Genomic DNA, 25,896 nt, shown 5'->3' on the forward strand with positions numbered 1-25,896 from the left:
CACTGGACCGGCATGGACAAGCGCTTCTGGATTTGCGGGATCGTGGTCGGCGCTGCCGGCCTGCTGCTCGGCTTCCTGGTCCACGGACTGCTGCTGCGGCCCGACTACCAGGCACTCGCCCAGCTGTATCGGTCGCCCGAGCAGGCCAACGCGCAGGCGGCATGGATCATTCCGGCGTATGCGTGCCTTGGCCTGGCAATGATCTGGCTGTACCGGCGGATGCCGGCAAGCGACGGCGTCGACCTCGGCCGCGGCGCGCGCTTCGGGCTGGCGGTGGCGCTGGTTTCCTACGTGCCCTGGCACATCCTGGCCTTCGTCGGGCAACCGCTGCCGCCGTCGCTGGTGCTGCGCCAGGTGGCCTTCGACCTGCTTGCGATGGTGCTGCTCGGGATGCTGTTGGCCTGGCTGCAGCCGCATCGGCGGGTGCTCACCTCGCTGTCCTGATGCGGCATTCACAAAGAGACGGGTGCTGACGATGCGTTCATCGCCGGCGCGTATCGTCTGGCGCAGCCTCCGCACGCGCATACGCCACCATGTCCCCACTGCAGTTGCTGACCATTGCCGTCCTGGCATCCGCCCTCGCGGGCTGCGGCGATGAAGCCGCCACGCCTGCCGCCGTCGCGGAGGAGGATTTCGAAACCCTGCCCGCGCCCGCGCAGCCGCGCAGCGGCGGCGTGACCGGCATGCCCGATGCACCCGGCCCCGGCGCCGTCCCGCTTGCCGGCCCGAGCGCCTCGCTGGCGACCGAAGGCGCCGAGCCGGGCACGCTGTTCTCCGACGGCATGGCGCTTCCCGCGCTGCCCGGTGCCGATGGCACGCCTTCCGGCCAGGCGACGCTGCCGCATTTCACCGACGCCCGTGGAGCCCAGGGCACGTTGCCACCGCTGGAAGACAACCCCGAGACGGGACTGGGCGCCGGCCCCCTGCCCGGCGCCGCCGAGATGGCCGCGCCCGCATCCACGCCGCCAGCGGCATCGTCGGCGCAGGAAGCGGCCAGCGCGGTCCGCGCCTATTACGACGCGATCGGTGCCGGTGACTTCAATCGCGCCTATGCCGCCTGGTCCGACGGCGGCCGCAGCAGCGGTCGCACCCCGGAGCAGTTCGCATCGGCCTTCCAGGACACCCGCGTCATCCGCGTCTCGATCGGCGCCCCGGGCCGCGTGGAGGGTGCCGCCGGCTCGCGCTACGTGGAGGTGCCGGTGACCGTCACCAGCCGCGGCGCCGACGGCCGCGAGCTGCGCCAGGCCGGCAGCTTCGCGATGCGCAGCTCCGTGGTGGAGGGCGCAGTGCCGGGCTGGCACATCGTTTCGGCGGACCTGCGCGAACTGCAGCCCTGAGCCGCTCCGGGCCGGTCAGCGCTTCGGCTGCAGCATCGTGCCGGTGCATTCCGGCGCGCCGCAGCGGCAGCCCCAGAGCTTCTTCAGCTTCGGGGTGTGGCGTTCGTCCAGGGTGATGCCGTAGTTGTACGTCAGCTCCTCGCCCGGCTCGATGCGCCGCAGCGCCTCGATGAACACCTTGTCCTTGTGCGGGCGGCCCTTGTCGTCCTCTTCCACCACGGCTTCGCAGTTCGGCGCGCAGCTGTGGTTGATCCAGCGCGCGACGCCGCTGTCCATGTTGCCGTCGATGACGTACTCGTCGTTGAGGGTGAACAGGAACGTGTGGCCGTTCTCGTCGAGTTCGCCGTATTCGGAATCGACCTCGTCATGGCTGCGGAGCCTGCCCTTGTAGCGGACGATGCGCTCTTCCTTCTCGATCACCGCGGTGGCGAACACGCCGTTGCCGTGGATCTCCGATTGGCGGGCCTCGATCTTCTTGTCCTTCTTGCCGGACGTGTCCTTGCTCTTGGCCATCTGCGGCATCGTCTCGCTGGGAAACGGTCATTGTGGTGGAAGCGCGGTCGTTCTTCCATCGCACACGCGCAGCCACCCCCTGTAGAGCCGCTACAGCTGCGATCACGCGTGCCTCGCGTCCCGGCAAAAGCCGGTTGGACGCGACCGGCGCAAATGGTACAATTTCGGTCCTCTTTAAGGGCCACCGCCTCCGATGCTGCGCGTCACCCGCCTCACCGACTACGCCACCGTGGTGCTGACCGTGCTTGCCGCGGAGCCGGACCGCGTCCTGAGCGCGGCCGAGCTGGCGGAACGCGCGGGACTGGAAGCGCCCACGGTCAGCAAGCTGCTCAAGCCGCTGGCGCAGGCCGGGCTGCTCGAGGCCTTCCGCGGCGCGCACGGCGGCTACCGCCTGTCGCGCCCGGCGTCGGAGATCAGCCTGATCGCCATCGTCGAAGCCATGGAAGGGCCGCTGGCGATGACCGAGTGCAGCCTCGAGGACGCCAGCTGCGGCATCGCCGAACACTGCGGCGCGCGCGCCAACTGGCGGCGCATCAACGACATCGTCGCCGACGCCCTGCGCGGCGTCAGCCTGGCGCAGATGCTTGAAGCGCCACACCCCCGATCCGGGGCCGGCCCGGGTGCGTCCAGACGCATCCCCGCCCGCCTCGCCACCGTATGAAGACCCAGGCAGCCCCCATGGCCACCCAGATCGAAGCATCCATCGAACCCGTTGCGAACCGGGAAATCCACGAGCAGCTCGGCCGCAAGTACGAGGCCGGCTTCATCACCGACATCGAGTCCGACTCGCTGCCGCCGGGCCTGGACGAAGACACCATCCGCGCCCTGTCCGCGATCAAGGAAGAGCCCGGGTGGATGACCGAATGGCGCCTCGAGGCCTACCGCCACTGGCTGACCATGCCGGTGCCGCACTGGGCCAAGCTTTCGATCGCGCCGATCGACTTCCAGGCGATCAGCTACTACTCCGCGCCCAAGGGGCCGAAGTACGCGTCGCTGGACGAGGTCCCGCAGGAGCTCCTCGACACCTACGACAAGCTGGGCGTGCCGCTGCACGAGCGCGCCAAGCTCGCCGGCGTGGCCGTGGACGCCGTGTTCGACTCCGTCTCGGTCGGCACCACCTTCCGCAAGGAGCTGGCCGAGAAGGGCGTGATCTTCTGCTCGATGTCCGAGGCGATCAAGGAACACCCGGAGCTGGTGCGCAAGTACCTCGGCACCGTGGTGCCGACGGGCGACAACTACTTCGCGGCGCTGAACTCGGCGGTGTTCTCGGACGGCTCGTTCGTGTTCATCCCCAAGGGCGTGCGCTGCCCGATGGAGCTCAGCACCTACTTCCGCATCAACGCCGGGCATACCGGCCAGTTCGAGCGCACCCTGATCATCGCCGAGGAAAGCTCGCACGTGAGCTACCTGGAAGGCTGCACCGCGCCGATGCGCGACGAGAACCAGCTGCATGCGGCCGTGGTGGAACTGGTCGCGCTCGATGACGCCGAGATCAAGTACTCGACCGTGCAGAACTGGTACCCCGGCGACGAGAACGGCGTTGGCGGCATCTACAACTTCGTCACCAAGCGCGCCGAGTGCCGCGGTGCGCGCAGCAAGGTCATCTGGACCCAGGTCGAGACCGGCTCGGCGATCACCTGGAAGTACCCGAGCTGCGTGCTGCTGGGCGACGATTCCTCGGGCGAATTCCACTCGGTGGCGCTGACCCACCACCGCCAGCAGGCCGACACCGGCACCAAGATGATCCACCTCGGCAAGCGCACCAAGTCGAAGATCATCAGCAAGGGCATCAGCGCCGGCCACGGCCAGAACACCTACCGCGGGCTGGTGAAGATCGGCTCGAAGGCGGAGGGCGCGCGCAACTACACGCAGTGCGACAGCCTGCTGATCGGCAAGACCTGCGGCGCGCATACCTTCCCCTACATCGAGGTGAAGAACCCCAGTGCCACCGTCGAGCACGAAGCCACCACGTCGAAGATCAGCGACGACCAGATGTTCTATTGCCGCAGCCGCGGGCTGGGCGAGGAGGACGCGGTCAGCCTGATCGTGGATGGCTTCTGCAAGCAGGTCTTTCGCGAGCTGCCGATGGAGTTCGCGGTGGAGGCGAAGAAGCTGCTTGAAGTGAGCCTCGAGGGCTCGGTCGGCTGATCCACCGCGTTGCCGGTGCCCGGTCGTGCTGCATCGGGATCGCGGCCATGGCCGCTCCCACAAACTCCCATCGCGGCTCCCACGATGATTCGTGGTTGCTCCACACCATTCCAGAGAACGACATGCTGAAGATCACCAACCTCCACGCCACCGTCGGCGGCGACCGCGAAATCCTCAAGGGCCTTGCGCTGGACGTGAAGCCCGGCGAAGTGCACGCCATCATGGGTCCCAACGGCGCCGGCAAGTCGACGTTGGGCAACATCATCGCCGGCCGCGACGGCTATGACGTCACCGCGGGCACGGTCGAATTCGAGGGTGCCGACCTGCTGGCGCTGGACCCCGAGGAGCGCGCGGCCGCCGGCGTCTTCCTCGCCTTCCAGTACCCGGTCGAGATCCCGGGCGTGAACAACACCTACTTCCTGCGCAGCGCGCTCAACGCCCAGCGCAAGGCGCGCGGCGGGGAGGAGCTGGATTCGATGCAGTTCCTGAAGCTCGTGCGCGAGAAGCTCGGCGTGCTGCACCTGGACGACAAGCTGCTGCACCGCGGCGTCAACGAGGGCTTCAGCGGCGGCGAGAAGAAGCGCAACGAGATCTTCCAGATGGCGGTGCTTGAGCCGAAGCTGGCGATCCTCGACGAGACCGACTCCGGCCTCGACATCGACGCCCTGCGCCAGGTCGCCGACGGCGTCAACGCGCTGCGCTCGCCCGACCGCGCCTTCCTCGTGATCACGCACTACCAGCGCCTGCTCGAGTACATCAGGCCCGATTACGTGCACGTGCTGGCCGACGGCCGCATCGTCGAATCCGGCGGGCCCGAGCTTGCCCTGCAGCTCGAAGCCCAGGGCTACGAGTGGCTGCGCGAGCGCAAGGTGCCGGAGGCGGTGGCGTAATGGCCGCACTGCTCGATTCCCTTTCGGCCGGCTTCAGCGGCAGCGGCGCCCGCCGCGTCGCGCTTGATGCCGCGCTGCGCGACGGCCTGCCGCACGCGCGCAGCGAAGCCTGGAAGTACACCTCCCTGCGCACGCTGGAGCGCCGCGGCTTCTCGCCCACGCCGCTGCCGCATGCGGACGTGGATCCGGCGCTCATCGCCGACATCCCGGCACCACGCCTGGTCTTCGCCAACGGCCGCTTCAATGCCGCACTGTCGGACATCTCCGGGCTGCCCGAAGGCGCGCGCCTGCTGTCGATGGCCGAAGCGATGGCCGATCCCGACCCGCGCGAGAGCAACGTGCTGGCGCGCAGCTACGAGCGTGCGGACGAGATCTTCGCGCGGCTCAACGCCGCGCTCGCCGACGACGGCGCGGTGCTGCGCGTGGCCGAAGGCGTGGCGGTGGACGTGCCGGTGCACCTGGTGTTCCTGGGACTGCCGGCGGAAGGCGACCTCGCCTGGCACGCACGCCACCTGGTCGAACTGCGCCGCGGCGCCTCGGCGACGGTGATCGAACACCACCTGGCCGGCGGCGACCACGCCCACCTCGGCAACGCCATCGCCCACGTGCACCTGGCCGCCGGCGCCGTGCTGCGCCATGCGCGCATCCAGGACGAATCCGGCCGCGCCACGCTGTTCACCCGCACCGACGCCGTGCTCGCGCGCGAGGCCAGCTACCGGCGCCTGGACCTCGAGCTCGGCGGCGCGCTGTCGCGCCACGAGCTCAACGTGCGCCTGGAAGGCGACAAGGCCGAACTGGTCGCCAACGGCGTGCTGCTGGCTGCCGGCCGCCGCCACCTCGACACCCGCCTGGGGATCGAACACATCGCCCGCGACACCCGCTGCGAACTGGTCTGGCGGGGCATGGCCGCGGGCCGCGGCCGCGCCGTGTTCCACGGCGGCATCGAGATCCGCGAAGGCGCCGACGGTACCGATGCCCGCCTGTCCAACAAGAACCTGCTGCTGTCCGACACCGCCGAGATCGACACCCAGCCGGTGCTGGTGATCCACGCCGACGAAGTCACCGCCGCGCACGGCGCCACCGTCGGCCAGCTCGATGATGCGGCGATGTTCTACCTGCGCTCGCGCGGACTGCCTGAAGAGGAGGCGCGCGCGCTGCTGACCGCCGCGTTCGTGCGCGAACCGCTGCTGTCGGTGGTGGAGACCCCCGCGCACCGCGAATTGCTGGAGGCAAGGCTGGACCGGGCGGTCGAAGCGCAGGTACTGGTGTGATGGATCCTGGCGAGCTTCACCCGCCGGCGGGAGGTGGGGATCCGGCCACGATTGACTGGGCGGCGGTGCGGGGGGACTTCCCGCTGCTGCAGCGGGAGGTCCACGGCAAGCCGCTGGTGTATTTCGATTCGGCCAACACCGGGCAGAAGCCGGCCGCGGTGATCGATGCCGTCGACGGGTTCTATCGCCGCCACAACGCCAACGTCAGCCGCGCCGTGCACCAGCTCGGCAGCGAGGCGACCGAGGCCTACGAGCAGTCGCGCGCGAAGCTTGCGCGCTTCATCAACGTACGGCCCGACGACCTGGTCCTGACCAGCGGCACCACCTTCGCGATCAACCTGGTCGCCTACTCCTGGGCGCTGCCGCGTCTCGGCCCCGGCGACGTGATCCTGCTCACGCGCATGGAGCACCACGCCAACATCGTGCCCTGGCAGCTGGTCGCCCAGCGCACCGGCGCGCGCATCGACGTCGTCGACCTGCTGCCCGACGGCAGCCTCGACATGGACATGTTGCGCGCGAAAATGACCGGCGCCGTCAAGCTGCTCGCCGTCGCCCACGTCAGCAACGTGCTGGGCACCGTCAATCCTGTGGCCGACATCTGCCGCGAAGCGCGCAGGCGCGGCATCGTCACCGTGGTCGACGGTTCGCAGGCGCTGCCCCACCGCCCGGTCGACGTCGCCGCGATCGGCTGCGATTTCTACGCGCTGACCGGCCACAAGATGTGCGCGCCCACCGGCACCGGCGCGCTGTGGGCGCGGCGCGAGCACCTCGAGGCCATGCCGCCCTTCATCGGCGGCGGCGAGATGATCAAGGAAGTGCGGCTGGACGGCGGCACCGTGTTCAACGACCCGCCACGCAAGTTCGAGGCCGGTACGCCGAACATTGCCGGCTTCGTCGGCATGGGCGCCGCGGTCGACTACCTTTCGGCGCTGGGCATGGAGCGTGTCGAAGCCCGCGAGCAGGAATTGCTGGCGCACCTGGACGAGGAGTTCGCCAAGGTCGACGGCCTGCGCGTCTTCGGCACCGCACCGGGCAAGGCGGCGGTGGTCTCGTTCGCGATCGACGGCGTGCACTCGCACGACCTCGCCACCCTGCTCGACCTCGAGGGCATGGCCGTGCGCTCCGGCCAGCACTGCGCGCACCCGCTGCTGGAGTGGCTGGGCGTCACCGCCACCTGCCGCGCCTCGCTGGCCTTCTACAACACCCATGACGAGATCGACGCCTTTATCGCCGCGCTGCGCAAGGTCCGCAAGCTGCTGGCGTGACGCGGGCGCGAGCCGGCAGAATCACGCCATGGATGAACTCCACTTCCGCGCGGCTACCGAAGCCGACATCAACGCCATCGTGCGCCTGGTCACCCGCGCCTACCGCGGCGAGGCCAGCCGCGCCGGCTGGACCACCGAGGCCGATTTCCTCGACGGCGAGCGCATCGACCCCGACGTGGTCCGCGCCGACATCCGCCAGCCGCGCAGCCGCGTGCTGCTGGCCCTGCGCGACGGCGCGCCGCTAGCCTGCGCGCACGTCGCCGATACCGGCGGCGCCGGCTATTTCGGCATGTTCGCGGTGGAGCCGACCCTGCAGGGCGGCGGCATCGGGCGCGCGGTGGTCGCCGAATGCGAGCGCATCGCGCGCGGGGAGTGGGGCCTGCCGTGCATGCGAATGACGGTGATCGACCTGCGCGCGGAGCTGATCGCCTGGTACCAGCGCCTGGGCTACCAGCGCACCGGCGAACACAAAGCCTTTCCCTACGACGACGCCCGCTTCGGCGTCCCCCGACGCAACGACCTCCGTTTCGAGGTGCTGGAGAAAATGCTGTGAGCGAAGCCTGGACCTTCGTCTGCCCCGGAGCCGAGCTGCTGCCGGGCGAAATGAAGACCGTGTTCGACGAGGTCAGCGGGGCGCCGATCCTGGTGGTGAACCTCGACGGCGAACTCTACGCGCTGGAGGACATCTGCAGCCACGAGGACTTCGAACTCTCCGCCGGTGCGCTCGACGCCGACGAGGGCACGATCGAGTGCGTGCTGCACGGGGCCAGGTTCGACGTCCGCGACGGCAGCGCGCTGTGTGCGCCGGCGTATGAGCCGGTGGCGAAGTTTCCGGTGAAGCGTGAGGCGGATGGGGGGGTGTGGACGAGGGATGATCGGGACTGAGTCCTGATAGCAGCGCGTCGGGACCCGTGGGGATCCGGTTCTGTGGAGGGGGCGGGTCGCAGCTATAGCTGCTCCTACAGTTCGGGGTGCGGGAATTGGGGTGAATGATTCCCCGTTGCGGTTGCTAATGGTTCTCATTACCATGGCGATCCGCTGAATGCGTGCGGACGGCCCTCGGGTTGCCGCGCACGCTTCCCCGTCAAGCCGCCGCCAGACGTGGACCCCCACTGATTTCCGGAGCCAGTCCGTCCATGTCCACACCCGCCGCCCGCCTGCGCGTGCGCCACGCACCCGTGCGCACCGCGCTGTTTGCCGCAATCACCGTCCTGCTGCCGCTGTCCACTGCGCTCGCGCAGGATGCGACGTCCGATGGCAGCGACGCGACCACCTTCGACACCCTGGTGGTGACCGCCGCCGGCTTCGAGCAGAAGATCACAGACGCCCCGGCCAGCATCAGCGTGATCACCCGCGAGGACCTGGCCACGCGGCCCTACGTGACCCTGACCGACGCCGTGCGCGACCTCGAGGGCGTCGACGTCGGCGAGACCTCGGACAAGACCGGGCAGAAGACCGTCAGCATGCGCGGCATGGGGCCGGACTACACGCTGATCCTCATCGACGGCAAGCGCCAGAACAACCACGGCGACATCTATCCCAACAACTTCGGCGGCAACCAGTTCAACCACGTGCCGCCGCTGGACATGATCGAGCGCATCGAAGTGATCCGCGGGCCGGCGTCCACGCTGTACGGCGCCGACGCCCTGGGTGGCGTGATCAACATCATCACCCGCAAGGTCGGCGACCGCTGGATGGGTTCGGCCACGGTGTCGCACAACCTGCAGGAAAACGACGACTTCGGCAGCGACAGCACCTTCGACTTCGCGGTCATGGGGCCGCTGGTCCAGGACACGCTGGGCCTTGCCGTGCGCGGCTCCTGGTACGACCGCAATTCGTCGACGCCCGAGTACGAAGTCATCACCGCTCCCGACGGCACGGAGTTCGAGCGTTCGCTGGGCTTCGGCGGCGGCGGCAAGACCGTCGACAACACCAACAAGAGCGCCGGCGTGACCCTGAGCTGGACGCCCGGCGAGTTCCAGAGCGTGGTGTTCGAATACGACAAATCCGAGCAGGTGTACGACAACACGCCGTACATCAACAACCTCGGCACCGAGACCTACCCGCTGGGCACGGTGGACGGGCTGGGCGGCATCTGGCGCGCGCCGCCGCGCGTCGGCTATGCCGCCGACCAGGAGTTCACCCGCGACCAGTGGTCCGTGACCCACCAGGGGCAGTGGGAGTTCGGCAACAGCTTCCTGTCGCTGTCGCATATCGACACCGCCAACCACGGCCGCACCCTGCCCTTCACCGTGGCCGAGCGCCTGCTGCACGAAGACATCTACTGCGACAACGCCGCCACCTGCGACACCGGTCCGTATGCCGGCCTGGGCCGTGAAGAACGCCAGCAGCTGGCGGTCGAAGCCTTCCTGCCGCGCCCCAAGCGCACCATGGAAAGCCGCCAGTACACGCTCGACGGCAAGCTCGACTTCGCGCTGGGCGCGAACCACCACGTGATCGTCGGCGGCCAGGTCGTCGACGGTGAGCTCGAAGACGGCGTGTTCGGCATGGAAGGCGGCGGCGACGGCGGCGGCACCGTGCAGGAGCACAAGATGTGGTCGGTGTTCGCCGAGGACAACTGGAACCCCATCGACGCGCTGACCGTCACCCTGGGCCTGCGCCACGACGACCACAACATGTTCGGCAGCCGCCTCAGCCCGCGTGCGTACGCGGTCTGGGACCTGGCCCCGGCCTGGACCCTGAAGGGCGGCGTCAGCACCGGCTACAAGACGCCCAAGACCACCGACCTCTACGACGGCATCATCGGCTTCGGCGGCCAGGGCACGTCGCCATTCGTCGGCAATCCGGACCTCGAGCCGGAGACCAGCGTCAACACCGAGGTCGCGCTGTACTGGACCGCGCCCGAGGGCGGGCACAACTTCAACGTCACCATCTTCCGCAACGATTTCGACGACAAGATCGCCCGCGGCGAGACCAGCCAGAGCTGCGAGGAGACCGGCGGCGTGCGTCCCTGCGCCAACCTTGGCGACTTCGGCCTGCTGGGCTATACGACCTACGCGCAGAACATCAACATCGACGAGGTGCGGATCCAGGGTGCGGAAGTCGCCGGCCGCTGGGGCATCAGCGAGGCCTGGTCGCTGCGCGCCAACTACACCTTCACCGACAGCGAGCAGCTGAGCGGCGACGACAAGGGCCTGCCGCTGACCAACACCGCCAAGCACATGGTCAACGCCAGCCTCAACTGGCAGGCCACGGATGACTTCAGCATGCAGTTGTCGTCGGAAACCCGCTCCAAGCGCTACCGCGACGTGATCGACGGCGTCCGCTACGACTACGAGGACTACACCGTCCTCCATCTCGGCGCGCAGTACCGTTTCAGCGAGAACGTCCGCCTCAACGCGCGCATCAACAACCTGCTCGACGAGGACTTCACCAGCTTCCGCACTGTCTGGACGCAGGATCCGACCGGCGCCTACGAGCCGACCTATTACGACGACTACAACAACAAGGACAAGTCGCGGAACCTGTGGCTCAGCCTGAACGTGCAGTTCTGACCCGACGCCGGCTCCGACGTGACCCGACCCTCCGCACCTTCCGGCAACGCCGCGGCCCAGCGCCGCGGCTTCTGGCTGCGCACGCTGCACCAGTGGCACTGGATCAGCTCGGCGGTGTGCCTGGTCGGCATGCTGCTGTTCGCGGTCACCGGCATCACGCTCAACCATGCCGCGAAGATCGAGGGCAATCCCGAGGTCGGGAACCGGCAGGTCGAACTGCCGGCGGAACTGCTGCCACAGCTCGAAGCCCACGTCGAAGGCACCGCGCCGCTGCCGCGCGAGCTCAAGCGCTGGCTTCGCGACGAACTCGGCGCACCGACCGGCGGTCGCGAGGCCGAGTGGTCCGAGGACGAGGTCTACCTGTCGATGCCCGGCCCCGGCCGCGATGCATGGCTTGCCATCGACAAGGCCGGCGGCACCGTCGAGTACGAACGCACCGACCGCGGCTGGATCTCCTACCTCAACGACCTGCACAAGGGCCGCAACTCCGGGCCGGCCTGGGGCTGGTTCATCGACATCTTCGCCATCGCCTGCATCGTGTTCACGCTGACCGGGCTGTTCCTGCTGCAGATGCACGCGCGCCAGCGCCCCTCCACCTGGCCCTGGGTGGGGCTGGGCCTGGTGGTGCCGGTGCTGCTCGCCCTGCTGTTCATCCATTGATCCACGAGAGGCCACGCATGCGCATTCCCCTGACCATTGTCCTTGGCGGCCTGCTGGCCACGCCGGTATACGCCGCGGAGCTGACCGTCGAGGTCGAGATCCCGTCGATGACCGTGGCCGAGTACCACCGTCCCTACGTGGCGGTGTATGTCGAAGGCGCCGACGGCAAGGCCGCCGCCGACCTGTCGGTCTGGTACCTGATGAAGGACACCGCCGAAGGCCATGGCACCAAGTGGCTGCCCGACCTGCGCCAGTGGTGGCGCAAGTCCGGGCGCACGCAGCAGATGCCGGTGGACGGCGTCACCGGCCCGACCCGTCCCGCTGGCCGCCATGCATTGAAGTTCGACGCCCGCGATCCGCGGCTGTCCGGCCTCGCGCCGGGGCGCTACAGCATGGTCGTCGAAGCCGTGCGTGAAGTGGGCGGCCGCGAACTGCTGAAGATCCCCTTCGACTGGCCGGCGAAGGCCGCGCAGTCGGGCAAGGCGCAGGGCAAGACCGAACTCGGCGCGGTGAGCCTCGCCATCAAGCCTTGAATCCCACTCGAACGAGCCTCGGCACGCAGGCCGCACGACACGACGGCCCACCACACGCCGGCCCCCCGGCACGCCGGCCACACGGCACGCCGGCCCCAAGACACGCATTCCCTTCTGGAGACCGAAGATGAAGAAGACCCTCGCACTCGCGCTTGCCCTGGCCGCCGTGCTCCCCATGACCGCCTCCGCGCACAAGCAGTGGATCATCCCTTCGCAGGCCGTGGTCAACGGTGGTGACGTGTGGGTGACCTTCGACGCCGCGGTGTCGAACCAGCTGTTCTTCCCCGACCACGTGCCGATGCGCCTGGACGGCATCACCGTCACCGCGCCGGACGGCAGCAGCGTGGAGCTGGCGAACGGCGCCACCGGCAAGTACCGCAGCACCTTCGATGTGGAACTCGCGCAGCAGGGCACCTACCGCATCGCCAACGCCGGCAGCGGCATGTCGGCGCGCTGGGACACGGCCGAAAGCCTGGCCGCGAAGGCGAAGGCCGAGGCCGAAGGCAGGCCCGCCGGTCCCGACGCCCGCGGCGGCTTCCTGCGCAGCGCCACCGCCGAGGACCTGACCACCAAGGTGCCGAAGGACGCGCAGAACCTGGAAGTCACCGAGACCGTCCGCCGCGTCGAAACCTTCGTCACCAACGGCGCGCCCAACACGACCGCGCTCGCCGCCACCGGCACCGGCATCGAGCTGGAGCCTGTGACCCACCCCAACGACCTGTTCGCGGGCGAGGAAGCGACCTTCCGCATCCTGGTCGACGGCAAGCCGGCCGCCGGCCTCGAGTTCGAGATCGTCCGCGGCGGCACCCGCTACCGCAACGCCCAGGACGACATCGCCACGACCACCGACGCCGAGGGCCTGCTCCGCGTGACCTGGCCGGACGCCGGCATCTACTGGCTGGAAACCGGCCTGCAGGACGACAAGGCCAGCCTGCCGCAGGCTACCGGCCGCCGCCTCGGCTACGTCGCCACCCTGGAAGTCCTGCCGCAGTAATGGCCCCGCACGTCGCCGTCGACGCGCGTCCCACCCTTGCGGTGCACTCGCTGGGTGGCGCCACCATGGGCACGCTCTGGCGGGTGTCGGTCGCGGCGCCGCCCGGCGCCGACCTGCACGCCCTGCACGACGGCATCCAGGCCTGCCTGGATCGCGTCGTCGCGCAGATGAGCACATGGGAGCGCGACTCCGACATCAGCCGCTACAACCGCGCGCCCGCGGGCAGCTGGCAGGCGCTGCCGCAGCCGTTCTTCAACGTGCTGCGCGACGCGCTCGCACTTGCCGCGGACAGCGGCGGCGCCGTCGACCCGACCGTCGGGCCGCTGGTCGAGGCCTGGGGCTTCGGCCCCTTCGGGGGTGGCGGACGCGTGCCGGACGCGGAGACGCTGGCCTCGGCGCGCGCGCGAACCGGCTGGCAGCGGGTGCTCCTCGACGCGGCGGGACAGCGGGCGCTGCAGCCCGGTGGCGCCGGCCTGGACCTGTCCGGCATCGCCAAGGGCCACGGCGTGGACGCGGTGGTGGACTGGCTGCAGGCGCAGGACGCGCCCGCCGCGCTGGTCGAGGTCGGTGGTGAGCTGCGCGGCTACGGCCGCAAGCCGGACGGCAGCGCCTGGAAGGTCCTGGCCGAAGCCTGGCCTGACGACGATGGCGACGATGACGGCCTCGGACTGGGCGTCGCGAACGGATCCGGCGGCGGCGCGCGCCCGGACACGGCCCGGGACCGTGCTGCCGCAAGCTGCGTGATCCAGCTCGACGACGCCGCGGTCGCCACCTCGGGTGATCACTGGCATCGCTTCGAACAGGACGGCCGCCTGTACTCGCATACGATCGATCCGCGCACCGGCGCACCGGTCGCGCATGCCCCGGCCGCCGTGACCGTGGTTGCCGGGACCGCGCTCGCAGCCGACGCCTGGGCGACGGCACTCACGGTGATGGGGCCGGAGCGCGGCTTCGAGCTGGCACAGGCCCGCGGCATGGCCGCACGCTTCGTACTGCGCGACGCCGAGGGCGTGCGCGAACGCAGCACCGACGCGTACATGCAGCGACTCGCGCAGTGAGCGGCGCGTCCGTCACCCGGCGCGCACGCGCGGCACAGGCCGGCATCCTGCTCGCGCTGTGCGCCGCCGCGCTGGCCTTGGTACCGCTGCATGACGACGCCTGGTGGCCCGGTCCGCCCGGCACCACGCAGGGATGGCTGGCGACGCTGCTTGCGGCCGCCTATCTGGCGGCCAGCGCCGCGAAGCTCCGGCACGCGCGTCGCGACGCGCGCGCGCGGGCCTCGTCCGCAGCCGCAATCACCGACGCAGCCGAGGCCGACGACTGGCTCGTGGTCCATGCCAGCCAGACCGGCCAGGCGCTGGACTTCGCCCGGCGCACGGTGGACGCGCTGCAAAGCGCCGGACTGCGCCCCCGCCTGCGCGAGATCGCGACGCTCGATGCCGCGTCGCTCTCTGCCGCGAGGCAGGTGCTGTTCATCGCCAGCACCACCGGCGAAGGCGACGCACCCGACCCGGCCGCGGCCTTCATCCGCGACACGATGCATGCCGGCATCGCCCTGCCCGGCCTCCGCTACGCGGTGCTGGCCCTGGGCGACCGCAGCTACCAGAACTACTGCGCCTTCGGCCACGCCCTGGACCAGTGGCTGCGCGACGCGGGGGCCAGGCCGCTGTTCGACATCGTCGAGGTCGACAACGGCGACCCCGCTGCCCTGCGCCACTGGCAACACCACCTCGGCGTCGCCGCCGGCGCCCCGGAGCTGCCCGACTGGTCGCCCGCAAGCTATGCCCCGTGGACCCTGGCCGCACGGCGCGAACTCAATCGCGGCAGCCCCGGCGGCGCCGTGCACGAAGTGGTCCTGTCGCCGCCCAGCGGCAGCGACCCGCAGTGGCGCGCAGGCGACATCGCCGAAACCGGTCCGCGCCAGGCGCCCCGGGCCGTGGTCGCGCTGCTGGTCGCCACCGGCCTGGATCCGGCGACGCAGGTGCGCGTGGGCGACGGACACGCGTCCCTGCGCGACCTGCTGGCGCGCTCCCACCTTCCGGATGCGGGCGAGCTCCTGGGACTGGACGCCCAGGGCGTCGCCTCACGCCTGCAGCCGTTGCCGCACCGCGAATACTCCATCGCATCGGTTCCCGGGGAAGGCGGGCTGCGGCTGCTGCTGCGGCGCATGCTGCGTCCGGACGGCAGCCCGGGCATCGGCAGCGGCTGGCTCTGCGACCACGCGCAGCCTGGCGGCATGATCGACCTGCGGATCCGCGCCAATCCCGGCTTCCACGGCCCCGGCGCCGGCACGCCGCTGGTGCTGGTCGGCAACGGTACCGGCATCGCCGGCCTGCGCGCGCACCTGGCCGAACGCATTGCCGCCGGTGGCCACCGGAGCTGGCTGCTGTTCGGCGAACGCAGCGCCGGCCGCGACTTCCACCTGCGCGAGGACATCCTGCAGTGGCTGGACCACGGCGCGCTTGCGCGCCTGGACCTCGCGTTCTCGCGCGATGCCGAGGGTGCCGGACTTGCAGAATCGGCCGTCGGCGGCGGCGGCGCGGCGATCCACCGCGGCTACGTGCAGGACGCCCTGCGCGCCGAATCCATGCGCCTGCGCCGTTGGGTCGACGACGGCGCCACGATCCTCGTCTGCGGAAGCCTGCAGGGCATGGCGCCGGGCGTGGACGCCGCGCTGCGGGAGATCCTGGGCGATGCGGCGGTGGAGCGGATGCGCGTGGACGGCCGGTATCGGCGGGATGTCTATTGAGCCTGCGTCGTGCCTGTGCCCCGCTGGTGGAAATGACTGCTGCAGGATTACCGCGTGAGGCGGGCGTCCGGGTCGCGGCTATGCAGCTGTAGCTGCTCTTGCATGGGGCCTGGCGGCGATGGCTCGATGCGTATGAGCAGCAGCTCGCCGGCGCCTTCGATCAGGCAGCGCCTGCGCGCGGCATCGGCTTCCAGCATGGCGCTGTCGCCCATTTCAAGCAGTGGCAGCGCATGGTCGCCCCCGACCGTGGCCTGGCCCGCCAACACATGCACGACCCACGCGGCGCCCGGATCGACGAACAGCAGCATGGAACCCACCAGCGGCCGATGCCACAGCTGCGGCGCCACGCGCCCGTCCTGCCACATCAGGTTGAACACCTCGACCCGCCCCGCCCGCAGCCGGGCCTGCACCGCGGCCTCGCCGCTGAAGCGCTGGCGTCCGTGCGGCGGTGCCAGCACGCGCTCCGGCCCGTCGCCGAAGTCCAGGGCAAGGCCTTCACCGGCCAGCAGCACCTGCTCGCGCTGCACGCCGGGAAAGACGGAGTACGGCCCGTCGGCTTCGATCTCCGCGATCGACAGCCGCCAGTCCCAGCCTTCGCCGGCACCACGGGAGGCCGCGTGGATCTCGCGCGTCCAGCCCAGGCCGTTGCGCCAGCGCAGGCGCCGGTATTCATTGGCGGGAAGATGGCGTGCGAAGGCCGCGTCGCTGGACATGACGGCAGTGTAGCGCCGCATGCATGCCCTCTCGAAGGCGCGCGGGACGCGTCCCTGCGTCCCGCCACGCCGTTGCCGCACCAGGTGCGTCCCTGCACCCGTAGCACGGAGTCGCGTCAGGGCGTGGAGGCGGCGACGGGCTTGGCGGCCGCCGGCTTCTTTGCCGCGGCGGGCTTGGCCGCGCCGCCACCGACGACGATGCGGTCGCGGTTCCGCTCGACCGTCTTCAAGCCCACGCCCTTGACGTTGACCAGTTCGTCGGCGCTCTTGAACGCGCCGTTGGCCTTGCGGTAGGCCACGATGGCCTCGGCCTTGGACATGCCGATATTGACCATCACGCTTTCGATGGTCGCGGCGTCGGCGGTGTTGATGTTGACCTTGTCACTGGCGAAGGCGCTGCCGGCCATGAGCAATGACAACAGCACCGGTGCGAGTACGGACTTCAGGGGAATCATGGCGCTCTCCTTGCGTGGTTGGGTTTCCTTTCCACCGGGCCATCCTGGCGCCGGCGTGGCCAGTCTCGACGCCTGCCGCGGGCCAGGGCCATCGCCACGACGCCCGCGCAAGCGCCGGCCCGCAACGCGTCGCAGCGTCCGGAAACCCTGACACATGGGGCGTAGAATCGGGCTTTCCCCGCAAAAAAGGCCTCCGCGATGGACACCAGCCTGATCAACCCCGACAGCGCCGAGAAGTTCGTATCCGCCAAATGGGACGACGAAATCGTGCCGCAGCTGGTGGAATACATCCGCATCCCCAACAAGTCACCGATGTTCGACGCCGACTGGGTGAAGCACGGCTACATGGAAGACGCGGTCAGGCTGATGGAAGCCTGGGCGCGCGCGCAGCCGATCCCCGGAATGCAGCTGGAGGTGGTGCGCCTTGAAGGCCGCACGCCGCTGATCTTCATCGACATCCCCGCGACCAACGGCGGCAACGCCGACGACTGCGTGCTGCTCTACGGCCACCTCGACAAACAGCCGGAGATGACCGGCTGGGACGACGACCTCGGCCCCTGGAAGCCGGTGCTGCGCGACGGCAAGCTCTACGGCCGCGGCGGCGCCGACGACGGCTACGCGATCTATGGCTCGCTGACCGCGCTCATGGCGCTGCAGGAACAGAAGGTCCCGCACGCGCGCTGCGTGGTGCTGATCGAAGCCTGCGAGGAATCCGGCAGCTACGACCTGCCCGCCTATGTCGACCACCTGGCCGACCGCATCGGCCAGCCTTCGCTGGTGGTCTGCCTGGACTCGGGCTGCGGCAACTACGACCAGCTCTGGTGCACCACCTCGCTGCGCGGCCTGGCCGGCGGCAATTTCAGCGTCAAGGTGCTGGAGGAAGGCGTGCACTCCGGCGACGCCTCGGGCGTGGTACCGTCGAGCTTCCGCCTGCTGCGCCAGCTGCTGTCGCGGATCGAGGACGAGGCCACCGGCCGCATCCTGCTGGATGGCCTGCACGTGGAGGTCCCGGCCGAACGACTCGCGCAGGCGCGCAAATGCGCCGACGTGCTCGACACCGCCGTGTTCGACAAATTCCCGTTCCTGCCCGGCATGACGCCGATGAGCGACGACCTCACCGAGCTGGTGCTCAACCGCACCTGGCGCCCGGCGCTGTCGATCACCGGCATCGGCGGCATGCCCTCGCTGGAATCGGCCGGCAACGTGCTGCGCCCGGAAACCGCGGTGAAGCTCTCGCTGCGGCTGCCGCCGACGCTCGACGGCAAGCGCGCCGGCGAGCTGCTGCAGGAGGCGCTCCTGAGCGACCCGCCGAACGGTGCCAAGCTCAGCCTCGAGCTCGAGAAGGCTTCGAGCGGCTGGAACGCACCGGCGATGGCGCCGTGGCTGGGCAACGCGGTCGATGCCGCCAGCCAGGCCTTCTACAAGCGCCCGGCCATGTACATGGGCGAAGGCGGCTCGATCCCGTTCATGGGCATGCTCGGCGAGAAGTTCCCGGGCGCGCAGTTCATGATCACCGGCGTGCTTGGCCCGCACTCCAATGCCCACGGTCCCAACGAATTCCTGCACATCGACATGGGCAAGCGGGTGACCGCCAGCGTGGCGCAGGTGATTGCCGCCCACCAGGCCGCAAGCGCGCGCGGCGAAACCACGGGCGCTGCTGTTGCCGCCGACAGCGGTACGCGGCACGGCGACCACGGCTGCTGCTGAGGCTTCTGCCGAGGCTGCTGCCAAGGCCGCAGCCGGCTCCTGTGGGAGCGGCCATGGCCGCGATCCCGCTCCGCGATCGCGGCGCGGGACACACCCGCCACCGCCCCTGTTAAGCTCCCGCGGTCATCCACGCAAGAGGGGCGCGTCATGGAAGGTGTATTCGGCGGCAGCAGCTGGCTCTGGATCATCCTGGTCGGCTTCGTGGTCGGCGTGCTCGCGCGCCTGATCAAGCCCGGCAAGCAGGGCATCGGCATCATCATGACGATCGTGCTCGGCATCGTCGGCGCGCTTTTTGCCGGTTGGGTCGGACGCCTGCTGGGGTGGTACGCGGAGGGCGAAGCGGTCGGCTTCATCGCATCGCTGGTCGGCGCGATCGTGCTCCTGTTCATTGCCGAGGCCATCAAGGGCAAGCGCAGGCGCTGAGCCGGCGCGGGCATTGCATATACGAAAAGCCGGGCATTTCCCGGCTTTTTTTGGTTCTTCTCGCGACTGCGTGGGGTTCGGATGATTGCTCCGGGAAGGTGCGCGCTACCCGCCGTGGAGGCAGGGGGGATGCCCAGCCGGAATATGCGCATCCTGCTCCCAGTTCCGGCCGCCGGCCATCCATGGCCGGCTCTGGGCATCCCCCCTGCCTCCACGGCGGACCCGGACCTTTTGCGCGGTGGTGGACGAGGGTAACGTCGACGCAGATGTCGCAACCGGGCGGTCGTCACCGGATCAAGCGGCACAGCCACGCCAGGGCGACCCCTACGATCGCGAGCGCACCCGCTCTTGATCTTCGACCCGAAGCAGGAACACGCCACGGCCCGTCCCGTGCACAGGGGGTGTGCGGACAGCCGGCCTTGGGAGCAGGACGCGGACAGGCCGGGGGAGCACACCCCCTGTGTGCGGGACGGGCAGCGCGCATCCCAACGGAGCGACTCCCGCCCCCACTGTCGCGTCACCCGGAGCCTCGAGAAAAACCGGCACTTCAACGGACCGGCCGTACGCCTCCCCCTCAATCGGAAGAAGAACCTTTTTTCAGGGCAGGCCTCAGTCCAGAAGCGCTGCGATCACGCGTTCCGCAAGCACCTCGGGCCCTGCCGACATCGTGTCCAGCACCAGCTCGGCATCCTCCGGCCGCTCATAGGGCGAGTCGATGCCGGTGAAGTTGGGCAGCTCGCCGCGGCGCGCCTTGGCGTAGAGGCCTTTGACGTCGCGGCGCTCGGCTTCGGCCAGCGGCGTGTCCACGAACACTTCGATGAAATCGCCCTCGGCGAACAGCGCGCGCGCGGAGCGACGCTCGGCGCGGAACGGCGCGATGAAGCTCACCAGCACGATCAGCCCGGCGTCGGTCATCAGCCGCGCGACGTGGGCGATGCGTCGCAGGTTCTCCACGCGGTCCTCGTCGGTGAAGCCAAGGTCGCGGTTGAGTCCGTGGCGGACGTTGTCGCCGTCGAGCAGGTAGGTGTGGCAGCCGCGCGCGACCAGGCCGCGCTCGACCAGGTTGGCGATGGTCGACTTGCCGGAGCCGGACAGCCCGGTGAACCAGACGCAGCGCGGGCGCTGGCCCTTGAGCGCGGCGCGCACGCTGCGGTCCACGTCCAGCACCTGCCAGTGGATGTTGTCGGCGCGGCGCAGGCCGTGGCGGATCATGCCGGCGCCGACGGTGGCGCGGGTGAGCAGGTCGACCAGCACGAAGCTGCCCAGCACGGGTTCCCGGGCGAACGGCGCGAACGGAATCGGGGCGTCGAGCGCCAGCGAGACTTCGCCGATGTCGTTGGCCTGCAGCCGCTTGGCCGCCAGCGGCTGCAGCGTTTCAGGATCCAGCCGATGCTTGATGTCGCCCACGCGGGCGCCGACACTGCGGCTGGCCAGCTGCAGCTGGTAGCGGCGGCCGGGAAGGAGCGCAGCCTCGTCGAACCAGAGCAGGTCGGCGGCGAACTGGTCGCTGGCGGCCAGCGGCGCGCCGGCGGCGGCCAGCACGTCGCCACGGGCGGCGTCGACGTCTTCCGCCAGGCGGACGGCAGCGGCGTCACCTGCGTGTACCGCTGCGACGTCGACGCCACCGCGGCGCAGGCCGGCAACGGTCGCGGCCACGCCGTCGGGCTCGATCCGCAGCGCATCGTCCACCCGCAGCGTGCCCGAGGCCATGGTGCCGGCCAGCCAGCGCCCGCCGTCATCGTCGCGCAGCACCAGCTGCACGGGCAGCCGCGCGGCAAGGTCGGCGTCGCGCGCCTCGACCTGCACCGACTCGAGGTGCTCGAGCACCGTCGGCCCGTCATACCAGGGCATCGCCTCCGAACGCGTGGTGACGTTGGCGCCGGTCGCCGCGGCCAGCGGGATCGCGACGGCATCCGCGATGCCAAGCTTCGCGGCGTGCGCGCGGTAGGTGCCTGCAATCGCCTCGAACGCGGCGCGATCGTGGCCCACGCGGTCCATCTTGTTCACCGCCAGCAGCACGTGGCGGACGCCGAACATCGCCGCGATCGCGGTGTGGCGGAAGGTCTGCGGCAACAGCCCGCGGGTGGCGTCGACCAGCACGATCGCGAGGTCGGCGACCGACGCACCGGTGGCCATGTTGCGCGTGTACTGCACGTGCCCCGGACAATCGGCGATCAGGAAGCGGCGGCGCGGCGTGTCGAGGTGCCGCCAGGCGACATCGATGGTGATGCCCTGCTCGCGTTCGGCATCCAGGCCGTCGAGCAGCAGCGCGTAGTCGATATCGTCGCCGCGGGTGCCGTGCACTGCGCTTGCTTTCGCCAGCGCGGCGCGCTCGTCGTCGGGCACGCGGCCGGCCTCGGCCAGCAGGCGCCCGATCAGGGTGCTCTTGCCATCGTCGACGCTGCCGCAGGCGACCAGGCGCAGGAAGTCGCCCGCCATCAGAAGTAACCCTCGCGCTTCTTCTTCTCCATCGAATCCCCATCGGCGTGGTCGATCAGGCGACCGGCGCGCTCCGACTGCGTGCCCGCCTCCATCTCGGCGATGATCGCGTCGAGGTCGGTGGCGTCGGACTCGACCGCGCCGGTCAGCGGATAGCATCCAAGGGTGCGGAAGCGCACGCGGCGCAGCACTGGCGCCTCGCCGGGCTCGAGCCGGAAACGCGTGTCATCGACCATCACCAGGGTGCCGTCGCGCTCGACCACCGGGCGCTCGGCGGCGAAGTACAGCGGCACCACCGGGATGCCTTCGCGGCGGATGTAGCGCCAGACATCGAGCTCGGTCCAGTTCGACAGCGGGAACACGCGCATGCTCTCGCCCGGATTCACCCGCGCGTTGTACAGGTTCCACAGCTCCGGTCGCTGCCGGCGCGGATCCCAGCGCTGGTTGCCGTCGCGGAAGGAAAACACGCGCTCCTTGGCGCGCGACTTTTCCTCGTCGCGGCGCGCGCCGCCGATCGCGGCGTCGAAGCCACCGGCGTCCAGCGCCTGGCGCAGCGCCTGGGTCTTCATCACTTCGGTATGGCGGCTTGCGCCGTGGCTCTGCGGACCGATGCCGTCGCGCACGCCGTCGGGGTTCACGTGCACGCGCAGGTCCACGCCGGTCTCGGCGGCGCGCCGGTCGCGGAAGGCGATCATCTCGCGGAACTTCCAGGTGGTATCGACGTGCAGCAGCGGGATCGGCGGACGCCCCGGGGCGAAGGCCTTCAGCAGCAGGTGCAGCAGCACCGAGCTGTCCTTGCCGATGGAATACAGCATCACCGGCTTGCGGCACTGCCCGGCGACCTCGCGAAGGATGTGCAGGCTCTCGGCCTCGAGCCGGTCGAGCTGGCTGTCGCTCACGGCCACCTTGCTCACGAGCGCCCGTAGACGTCTTCGTAGCGGACGATGTCGTCTTCGCCCAGGTAGTCGCCCGACTGCACTTCGATCAGTTCCAGCACTTCGCTGCCCGGGTTCTCCAGCCGGTGCTTCGCACCCAGCGGGATGTAGGTCGACTGGTTGGCGTGCAGCTCGAAGACTTCGTTGTCGCGGGTCACGCGCGCGGTGCCGCGGACCACGATCCAGTGCTCGGCCCGGCACTTGTGCGACTGCAGCGACAGCCGCCCGCCGGGCTTGACCTTGATGCGCTTGACCTGGAAACCCGCGTCCTGGTCGATCGAGTCGTAGCTGCCCCAGGGCCGGTGGACCTCGCGATGGAGCACGGCGTGACTGCGATCGTCGGCCTTGAGCCGCGCGACCACGTCCTTGACCTGCTGCACCCGGTCCTTGTGCGCGACCAGCACCGCATCGTCGGTCTCCACCACCACCAGGTCGTCCACGCCCACCAATGCCACAAGCCGGCGCGAATACGCGTAGCTGTTGCGGCTGTCGATCGCGATCACGTCGCCATGGCCGGCGTTGCCATCCGCGTCCTGCTCGCTGACCTGCCACAGCGCCGACCACGAGCCGACGTCGTTCCAGCCGATGTCCACCGGCAGCACCATGGCGCGGCCGGTCTTCTCCATCACCGCGTAGTCGATCGAGTCCGACGGCGAGGCGGCGAAGGCATCCCTGTCCAGGCGCACGAAGTCGCCGTCGCGGGTAGCGCCGTCGCTGGCGCGTCGCACCGCGTCGAGCATGTCCGGATGGAAGCGTCCCAGCTCTTCCAGGTAGCGCGAGGCGCGGAACAGGAACATGCCGCTGTTCCAGTAATAGCCGCCGGCATCCAGGTAGGCCTGGGCGGTGGCGGCGTCGGGCTTCTCGACGAAGCGCAGCACGTCGCGCACGCCGCTTCCGACGGCCGCTCCGGCCTGGATGTAGCCGAACCCGGTTTCCGGCGCTTCCGGCACGATGCCGAAGGTGACCAGCGCACCCGCTTCGGCGGCCGCGGATGCTTCGCCCACGGCTGCGCGGAACGCCTCCCCATCGCGCACCACATGATCCGACGGCAGCACCAGCAGCAGCGGATCGGCGCCACCGGCCATGGCCTGCAGGGCCGCGGCGGCGATCGCCGGGGCGGTGTTGCGGCCGACCGGCTCGAGGATGATCGCCGCGCCCTCCACGCCCACCTGTCGCAGCTGCTCGCCGGCCAGGAAGCGATGCTCCTCGTTGGCAACCACGATCGGCGCCAGCGACGCCAGCGGCGCTACCCGCAGCCAGGTGTCCTGCAGCATGGTGTGCTCGCCCGTCAGCGCCAGGAACTGCTTGGGATACGCCTCGCGCGACAGCGGCCACAGGCGCGTGCCGGAGCCGCCGGAGAGGAGCACGGGTTGCAGCTGCATCATGGCAAGGCGCCTGGCTGTCTAAGGAGGAGCGCGAAGTTTACCCTGTGCGCACCGCCGCCCCGCCGGCCACCGACCGCATCCCGCATGACCACCGCCAGTGACGAAACGCACGCGACCGGGCGCCTGGCCTGGGCGCGCATGGCCGCCGGACGACCCGGCCTTGTGCTTGAACGCGCGTCGACCGACGCCGGCTTCCGCAGCTACTGGCGCACGGCCGGCAGCGCCGATGCCAGCCTGATCGTGATGGACTCGCCCCCCGCGCTGGAGGACGTGCGGCCCTGGCTGAAGATGCACGGACTGCTCGAGCGCGGCGGCGTGCGCGTGCCGCGCGTGCTGGCGCGCGACGTGGAGCGCGGCTTCCTGCTGCTGGAAGACCTCGGCGTGGACACGCTGCTCCACGCCATCGACACCGGCAACGCCGATGCCTACTTCGACGCCGCCATCGACCAGCTGCTGCACATCCAGGCGATCCCCGCGCCCCCCGACCTGCCGCACTACGACGAAGCGCTGCTTGCGCGCGAGCTCAGGCTGTTCGACGACTGGTTCCTTGGCCGGCACCTCGGCGCGACCCTCGGCTGCGCCGACATGGACGCGCTCGACCTCGTCTACCGGGTATTGATCGACAGCGCCCTGGCCCAGCCGCGCGTGCTGGTGCATCGCGACTACATGCCGCGCAACCTGATGCCTGTGGCCGGCGGACTGGCCGTGCTGGACTTCCAGGACGCGGTGCTTGGCCCGGTGTCCTATGACCCGGTGAGCCTGTTCAAGGACGCTTTCCTCAGCTGGCCGCAGGCGCGGGTCGACGGCTGGCTGACCGGCTACCACGCGCGCGCGCTGGCGGCAGGCGTGCCGGTGCCTGCGTCACCGGAGCGCTTCCTGCGCGATGCCGAACGCGTCGGCGTGCAGCGCCACCTGAAGGTGCTTGGCATCTTTGCCCGCCTCCACCACCGCGACGGCAAGCCGAAGTACCTCGCCGATGCGCCGCGCTTCCTCGCCTACCTTGATGAAGTGCTCCCCCGGCACCCGGAGCTCGCGCCGCTGGCCGGCGTGCTCGACCGCCATGTGCGCCCCGCGCTGGCGGCGACGGCGGCCGGCTGAGGAGCGCGCGATGAAAGCCCTCGTCTTCGCGGCCGGCCTTGGCGAACGCATGCGCCCGCTGACCGACACCACGCCCAAGCCGCTGCTTGATGCCGGCGGCAAACCCCTGATCGCCTGGCACCTGGAAAAGCTGGCCGCCGCCGGCGTGCGCGACGTGGCGATCAATATCTCGTGGCTGGCGCCGCAGTTCCCGCTGATGCTTGGCGACGGCTCGCGCTGGGGCCTGCGACTGCACTACTCCCACGAGGGCGATACGCCGCTGGAAACCGGCGGCGGCATGCTGCACGCGCTGCCGCTGCTCGGCGATGAGCCCTTCATCGCGGTCAATGGAGACGTGTGGTGCGACTACGATTTCGCACGCCTGCCCGACGCTCCCGAAGGCGATGCCTGGCTGCTGCTGGTCGACAACCCCGGCCACCATCCACGCGGTGACTTCGCGCTCGACGCGGAAGGACGCGTGCATGCGGACGGTGCGCCGCGCCTGACTTTTTCCGGCATCGGCGTGTACCGGCCGGCGCTGCTGCGGGACTGGCGCGATGCCATCGGCGATGCACACGGCGCGGACGCCCATCCGCCGCGCTTCAAGCTCGCGCCCCTGCTGCGTGCGGCGATGGCCCGAGGCATGGCCTCGGGCGAACACCACCGCGGCCGCTGGACCGATGTCGGCACGCCGCAGCGGCTGCAGGCACTGTCGCGCGAGATCGCAGCGGACGCGTGACCCCGGCGCGCGTCCGCGTGTGCCTCGCCGGTTTGACCGGAGCTGGACGAACACGATGAAAACGGCCCCGGGATGCAACAAACGTGACGCACGTCACGGACTTTGTCGCGCCGCACAAGACAGGATCAGGCGAGGCGCACATCGATCC

General features: G+C 70.0%; 25 protein-coding genes. 19 read left to right on the forward strand and 6 right to left on the reverse strand.

The window, feature by feature from the left end:
- The first annotated feature begins 12 nt into the window (after positions 1-12).
- Both WCD84_RS02245 and WCD84_RS02250 read left to right on the forward strand, forming a co-directional pair.
- Positions 13-444 (forward strand): hypothetical protein, encoded by a 432-nt coding sequence (locus WCD84_RS02245; protein WP_343280273.1) that lies wholly within the window; start codon positions 13-15, stop codon positions 442-444.
- Between the two features lie 89 nt (positions 445-533).
- Positions 534-1,337 carry a hypothetical protein gene (locus WCD84_RS02250; protein ID WP_343280274.1) on the forward strand — a complete coding sequence of 268 codons (804 nt, stop codon included), beginning with the start codon at positions 534-536 and terminating at the stop codon, positions 1,335-1,337.
- 15 nt (positions 1,338-1,352) lie between these two features.
- On the opposite strand, the gene WCD84_RS02255 is transcribed toward WCD84_RS02250, so the two are convergent.
- Complete coding sequence (locus WCD84_RS02255) at positions 1,353-1,850, reverse strand: SET domain-containing protein (protein ID WP_343253831.1); 498 nt, start codon at positions 1,848-1,850, stop codon at positions 1,353-1,355.
- 193 nt (positions 1,851-2,043) lie between these two features.
- Between WCD84_RS02255 and WCD84_RS02260 the strand changes: the two genes are divergently transcribed.
- The 13 genes from WCD84_RS02260 to WCD84_RS02320 all read left to right on the forward strand — a co-directional run bounded on the left by WCD84_RS02260 (position 2,044) and on the right by WCD84_RS02320 (position 15,875).
- Positions 2,044-2,511, forward strand: coding sequence for an SUF system Fe-S cluster assembly regulator (locus tag WCD84_RS02260; RefSeq protein WP_343280275.1), 468 nt, complete (start codon positions 2,044-2,046; stop codon positions 2,509-2,511).
- A 17-nt stretch (positions 2,512-2,528) separates the two neighbouring features.
- Entirely contained in the window at positions 2,529-3,998 is a 1,470-nt protein-coding gene (sufB, locus tag WCD84_RS02265) for a Fe-S cluster assembly protein SufB (protein WP_343253833.1), read from the forward strand.
- Between the two features lie 122 nt (positions 3,999-4,120).
- Entirely contained in the window at positions 4,121-4,888 is a 768-nt protein-coding gene (sufC, locus tag WCD84_RS02270; RefSeq protein WP_343253834.1) for a Fe-S cluster assembly ATPase SufC, read from the forward strand.
- Positions 4,888-6,159, forward strand: coding sequence for a Fe-S cluster assembly protein SufD (gene sufD, locus WCD84_RS02275; protein ID WP_343280276.1), 1,272 nt, complete (start codon positions 4,888-4,890; stop codon positions 6,157-6,159). The genes sufC and sufD overlap by 1 nt, the downstream gene beginning before the upstream one ends.
- Positions 6,159-7,424, forward strand: coding sequence for a cysteine desulfurase (locus WCD84_RS02280; RefSeq protein WP_343280277.1), 1,266 nt, complete (start codon positions 6,159-6,161; stop codon positions 7,422-7,424). Before sufD ends, WCD84_RS02280 begins: the two co-directional genes overlap by 1 nt.
- A gap of 28 nt (positions 7,425-7,452) precedes the next feature.
- On the forward strand, positions 7,453-7,977 hold the full coding sequence (locus tag WCD84_RS02285) for a GNAT family N-acetyltransferase (protein WP_343280278.1): 525 nt from the start codon (positions 7,453-7,455) through the stop codon (positions 7,975-7,977).
- On the forward strand, positions 7,974-8,309 hold the full coding sequence (locus tag WCD84_RS02290) for a non-heme iron oxygenase ferredoxin subunit (protein ID WP_343280279.1): 336 nt from the start codon (positions 7,974-7,976) through the stop codon (positions 8,307-8,309). Before WCD84_RS02285 ends, WCD84_RS02290 begins: the two co-directional genes overlap by 4 nt.
- A 251-nt stretch (positions 8,310-8,560) precedes the next feature.
- Positions 8,561-10,939, forward strand: a complete 2,379-nt coding sequence (locus WCD84_RS02295) for a TonB-dependent receptor domain-containing protein (RefSeq protein ID WP_343280280.1) — start codon at positions 8,561-8,563, stop codon at positions 10,937-10,939.
- Between the two features lie 18 nt (positions 10,940-10,957).
- Complete coding sequence (locus WCD84_RS02300; RefSeq protein WP_343280281.1) at positions 10,958-11,599, forward strand: PepSY-associated TM helix domain-containing protein; 642 nt, start codon at positions 10,958-10,960, stop codon at positions 11,597-11,599.
- A 17-nt stretch (positions 11,600-11,616) separates the two neighbouring features.
- Entirely contained in the window at positions 11,617-12,132 is a 516-nt protein-coding gene (locus WCD84_RS02305; protein ID WP_343280282.1) for a DUF2271 domain-containing protein, read from the forward strand.
- A gap of 127 nt (positions 12,133-12,259) precedes the next feature.
- Complete coding sequence (locus WCD84_RS02310; RefSeq protein ID WP_343280283.1) at positions 12,260-13,126, forward strand: DUF4198 domain-containing protein; 867 nt, start codon at positions 12,260-12,262, stop codon at positions 13,124-13,126.
- On the forward strand, positions 13,126-14,184 hold the full coding sequence (locus WCD84_RS02315) for an FAD:protein FMN transferase (protein WP_343280284.1): 1,059 nt from the start codon (positions 13,126-13,128) through the stop codon (positions 14,182-14,184). Before WCD84_RS02310 ends, WCD84_RS02315 begins: the two co-directional genes overlap by 1 nt.
- Complete coding sequence (locus WCD84_RS02320) at positions 14,181-15,875, forward strand: sulfite reductase subunit alpha (RefSeq protein WP_343280285.1); 1,695 nt, start codon at positions 14,181-14,183, stop codon at positions 15,873-15,875. Before WCD84_RS02315 ends, WCD84_RS02320 begins: the two co-directional genes overlap by 4 nt.
- Positions 15,876-15,922: 47 nt before the next feature.
- On the opposite strand, the gene WCD84_RS02325 is transcribed toward WCD84_RS02320, so the two are convergent.
- Positions 15,923-16,588 carry a HutD/Ves family protein gene (locus WCD84_RS02325; RefSeq protein WP_343280286.1) on the reverse strand — a complete coding sequence of 222 codons (666 nt, stop codon included), beginning with the start codon at positions 16,586-16,588 and terminating at the stop codon, positions 15,923-15,925.
- A gap of 116 nt (positions 16,589-16,704) precedes the next feature.
- Positions 16,705-17,043, reverse strand: a complete 339-nt coding sequence (locus tag WCD84_RS02330) for a ComEA family DNA-binding protein (RefSeq protein WP_343253846.1) — start codon at positions 17,041-17,043, stop codon at positions 16,705-16,707.
- A 198-nt stretch (positions 17,044-17,241) separates the two neighbouring features.
- Between WCD84_RS02330 and WCD84_RS02335 the strand changes: the two genes are divergently transcribed.
- Both WCD84_RS02335 and WCD84_RS02340 read left to right on the forward strand, forming a co-directional pair.
- Positions 17,242-18,750 carry a M20 family metallopeptidase gene (locus WCD84_RS02335; protein WP_343253847.1) on the forward strand — a complete coding sequence of 503 codons (1,509 nt, stop codon included), beginning with the start codon at positions 17,242-17,244 and terminating at the stop codon, positions 18,748-18,750.
- Between the two features lie 147 nt (positions 18,751-18,897).
- Entirely contained in the window at positions 18,898-19,173 is a 276-nt protein-coding gene (locus WCD84_RS02340) for a GlsB/YeaQ/YmgE family stress response membrane protein (RefSeq protein WP_343253848.1), read from the forward strand.
- 609 nt (positions 19,174-19,782) lie between these two features.
- Here WCD84_RS02340 and cysC read toward each other — a convergent pair.
- From cysC to WCD84_RS02355, 3 genes are read right to left on the reverse strand one after another with little or no spacing between them, the layout of a single operon-like run.
- Complete coding sequence (gene cysC, locus WCD84_RS02345) at positions 19,783-21,612, reverse strand: adenylyl-sulfate kinase (RefSeq protein WP_343253849.1); 1,830 nt, start codon at positions 21,610-21,612, stop codon at positions 19,783-19,785.
- On the reverse strand, positions 21,612-22,517 hold the full coding sequence (gene cysD / locus WCD84_RS02350) for a sulfate adenylyltransferase subunit CysD (protein WP_343280299.1): 906 nt from the start codon (positions 22,515-22,517) through the stop codon (positions 21,612-21,614). The genes cysC and cysD overlap by 1 nt, the downstream gene beginning before the upstream one ends.
- Positions 22,518-22,522: 5 nt before the next feature.
- On the reverse strand, positions 22,523-23,932 hold the full coding sequence (locus WCD84_RS02355) for a mannose-1-phosphate guanylyltransferase/mannose-6-phosphate isomerase (RefSeq protein ID WP_343280287.1): 1,410 nt from the start codon (positions 23,930-23,932) through the stop codon (positions 22,523-22,525).
- Between the two features lie 84 nt (positions 23,933-24,016).
- Between WCD84_RS02355 and WCD84_RS02360 the strand changes: the two genes are divergently transcribed.
- A complete protein-coding gene (locus WCD84_RS02360; protein WP_343253851.1) occupies positions 24,017-25,030 on the forward strand; it encodes an aminoglycoside phosphotransferase family protein in 1,014 nt (337 codons plus the stop codon).
- 10 nt (positions 25,031-25,040) lie between these two features.
- Positions 25,041-25,748, forward strand: coding sequence for an N-acetylmuramate alpha-1-phosphate uridylyltransferase MurU (gene murU / locus WCD84_RS02365; protein WP_343280288.1), 708 nt, complete (start codon positions 25,041-25,043; stop codon positions 25,746-25,748).
- Positions 25,749-25,896 lie beyond the last annotated feature (148 nt).

The organism is Luteimonas changyuni, from assembly GCF_039548395.1.
Lineage (GTDB): Bacteria > Pseudomonadota > Gammaproteobacteria > Xanthomonadales > Xanthomonadaceae > Luteimonas.

What these genes read in the sequence shown, in the direction of transcription:
- WCD84_RS02245 (WP_343280273.1), top strand. Translation starts at nt 13, where the DNA reads ATGGACAAGCGCTTCTGGATTTGCGGGATCGTGGTCGGCGCTGCCGGC.
- WCD84_RS02250 (WP_343280274.1), top strand. Translation starts at nt 534, where the DNA reads ATGTCCCCACTGCAGTTGCTGACCATTGCCGTCCTGGCATCCGCCCTC.
- WCD84_RS02255 (WP_343253831.1), bottom strand. Translation starts at nt 1,850, where the DNA reads ATGGCCAAGAGCAAGGACACGTCCGGCAAGAAGGACAAGAAGATCGAG.
- WCD84_RS02260 (WP_343280275.1), top strand. Translation starts at nt 2,044, where the DNA reads ATGCTGCGCGTCACCCGCCTCACCGACTACGCCACCGTGGTGCTGACC.
- sufB (WP_343253833.1), top strand. Translation starts at nt 2,529, where the DNA reads ATGGCCACCCAGATCGAAGCATCCATCGAACCCGTTGCGAACCGGGAA.
- sufC (WP_343253834.1), top strand. Translation starts at nt 4,121, where the DNA reads ATGCTGAAGATCACCAACCTCCACGCCACCGTCGGCGGCGACCGCGAA.
- sufD (WP_343280276.1), top strand. Translation starts at nt 4,888, where the DNA reads ATGGCCGCACTGCTCGATTCCCTTTCGGCCGGCTTCAGCGGCAGCGGC.
- WCD84_RS02280 (WP_343280277.1), top strand. Translation starts at nt 6,159, where the DNA reads ATGGATCCTGGCGAGCTTCACCCGCCGGCGGGAGGTGGGGATCCGGCC.
- WCD84_RS02285 (WP_343280278.1), top strand. Translation starts at nt 7,453, where the DNA reads ATGGATGAACTCCACTTCCGCGCGGCTACCGAAGCCGACATCAACGCC.
- WCD84_RS02295 (WP_343280280.1), top strand. Translation starts at nt 8,561, where the DNA reads ATGTCCACACCCGCCGCCCGCCTGCGCGTGCGCCACGCACCCGTGCGC.
- WCD84_RS02305 (WP_343280282.1), top strand. Translation starts at nt 11,617, where the DNA reads ATGCGCATTCCCCTGACCATTGTCCTTGGCGGCCTGCTGGCCACGCCG.
- WCD84_RS02310 (WP_343280283.1), top strand. Translation starts at nt 12,260, where the DNA reads ATGAAGAAGACCCTCGCACTCGCGCTTGCCCTGGCCGCCGTGCTCCCC.
- WCD84_RS02315 (WP_343280284.1), top strand. Translation starts at nt 13,126, where the DNA reads ATGGCCCCGCACGTCGCCGTCGACGCGCGTCCCACCCTTGCGGTGCAC.
- WCD84_RS02325 (WP_343280286.1), bottom strand. Translation starts at nt 16,588, where the DNA reads ATGTCCAGCGACGCGGCCTTCGCACGCCATCTTCCCGCCAATGAATAC.
- WCD84_RS02330 (WP_343253846.1), bottom strand. Translation starts at nt 17,043, where the DNA reads ATGATTCCCCTGAAGTCCGTACTCGCACCGGTGCTGTTGTCATTGCTC.
- WCD84_RS02335 (WP_343253847.1), top strand. Translation starts at nt 17,242, where the DNA reads ATGGACACCAGCCTGATCAACCCCGACAGCGCCGAGAAGTTCGTATCC.
- WCD84_RS02340 (WP_343253848.1), top strand. Translation starts at nt 18,898, where the DNA reads ATGGAAGGTGTATTCGGCGGCAGCAGCTGGCTCTGGATCATCCTGGTC.
- cysC (WP_343253849.1), bottom strand. Translation starts at nt 21,612, where the DNA reads ATGGCGGGCGACTTCCTGCGCCTGGTCGCCTGCGGCAGCGTCGACGAT.
- WCD84_RS02355 (WP_343280287.1), bottom strand. Translation starts at nt 23,932, where the DNA reads ATGATGCAGCTGCAACCCGTGCTCCTCTCCGGCGGCTCCGGCACGCGC.
- WCD84_RS02360 (WP_343253851.1), top strand. Translation starts at nt 24,017, where the DNA reads ATGACCACCGCCAGTGACGAAACGCACGCGACCGGGCGCCTGGCCTGG.
- murU (WP_343280288.1), top strand. Translation starts at nt 25,041, where the DNA reads ATGAAAGCCCTCGTCTTCGCGGCCGGCCTTGGCGAACGCATGCGCCCG.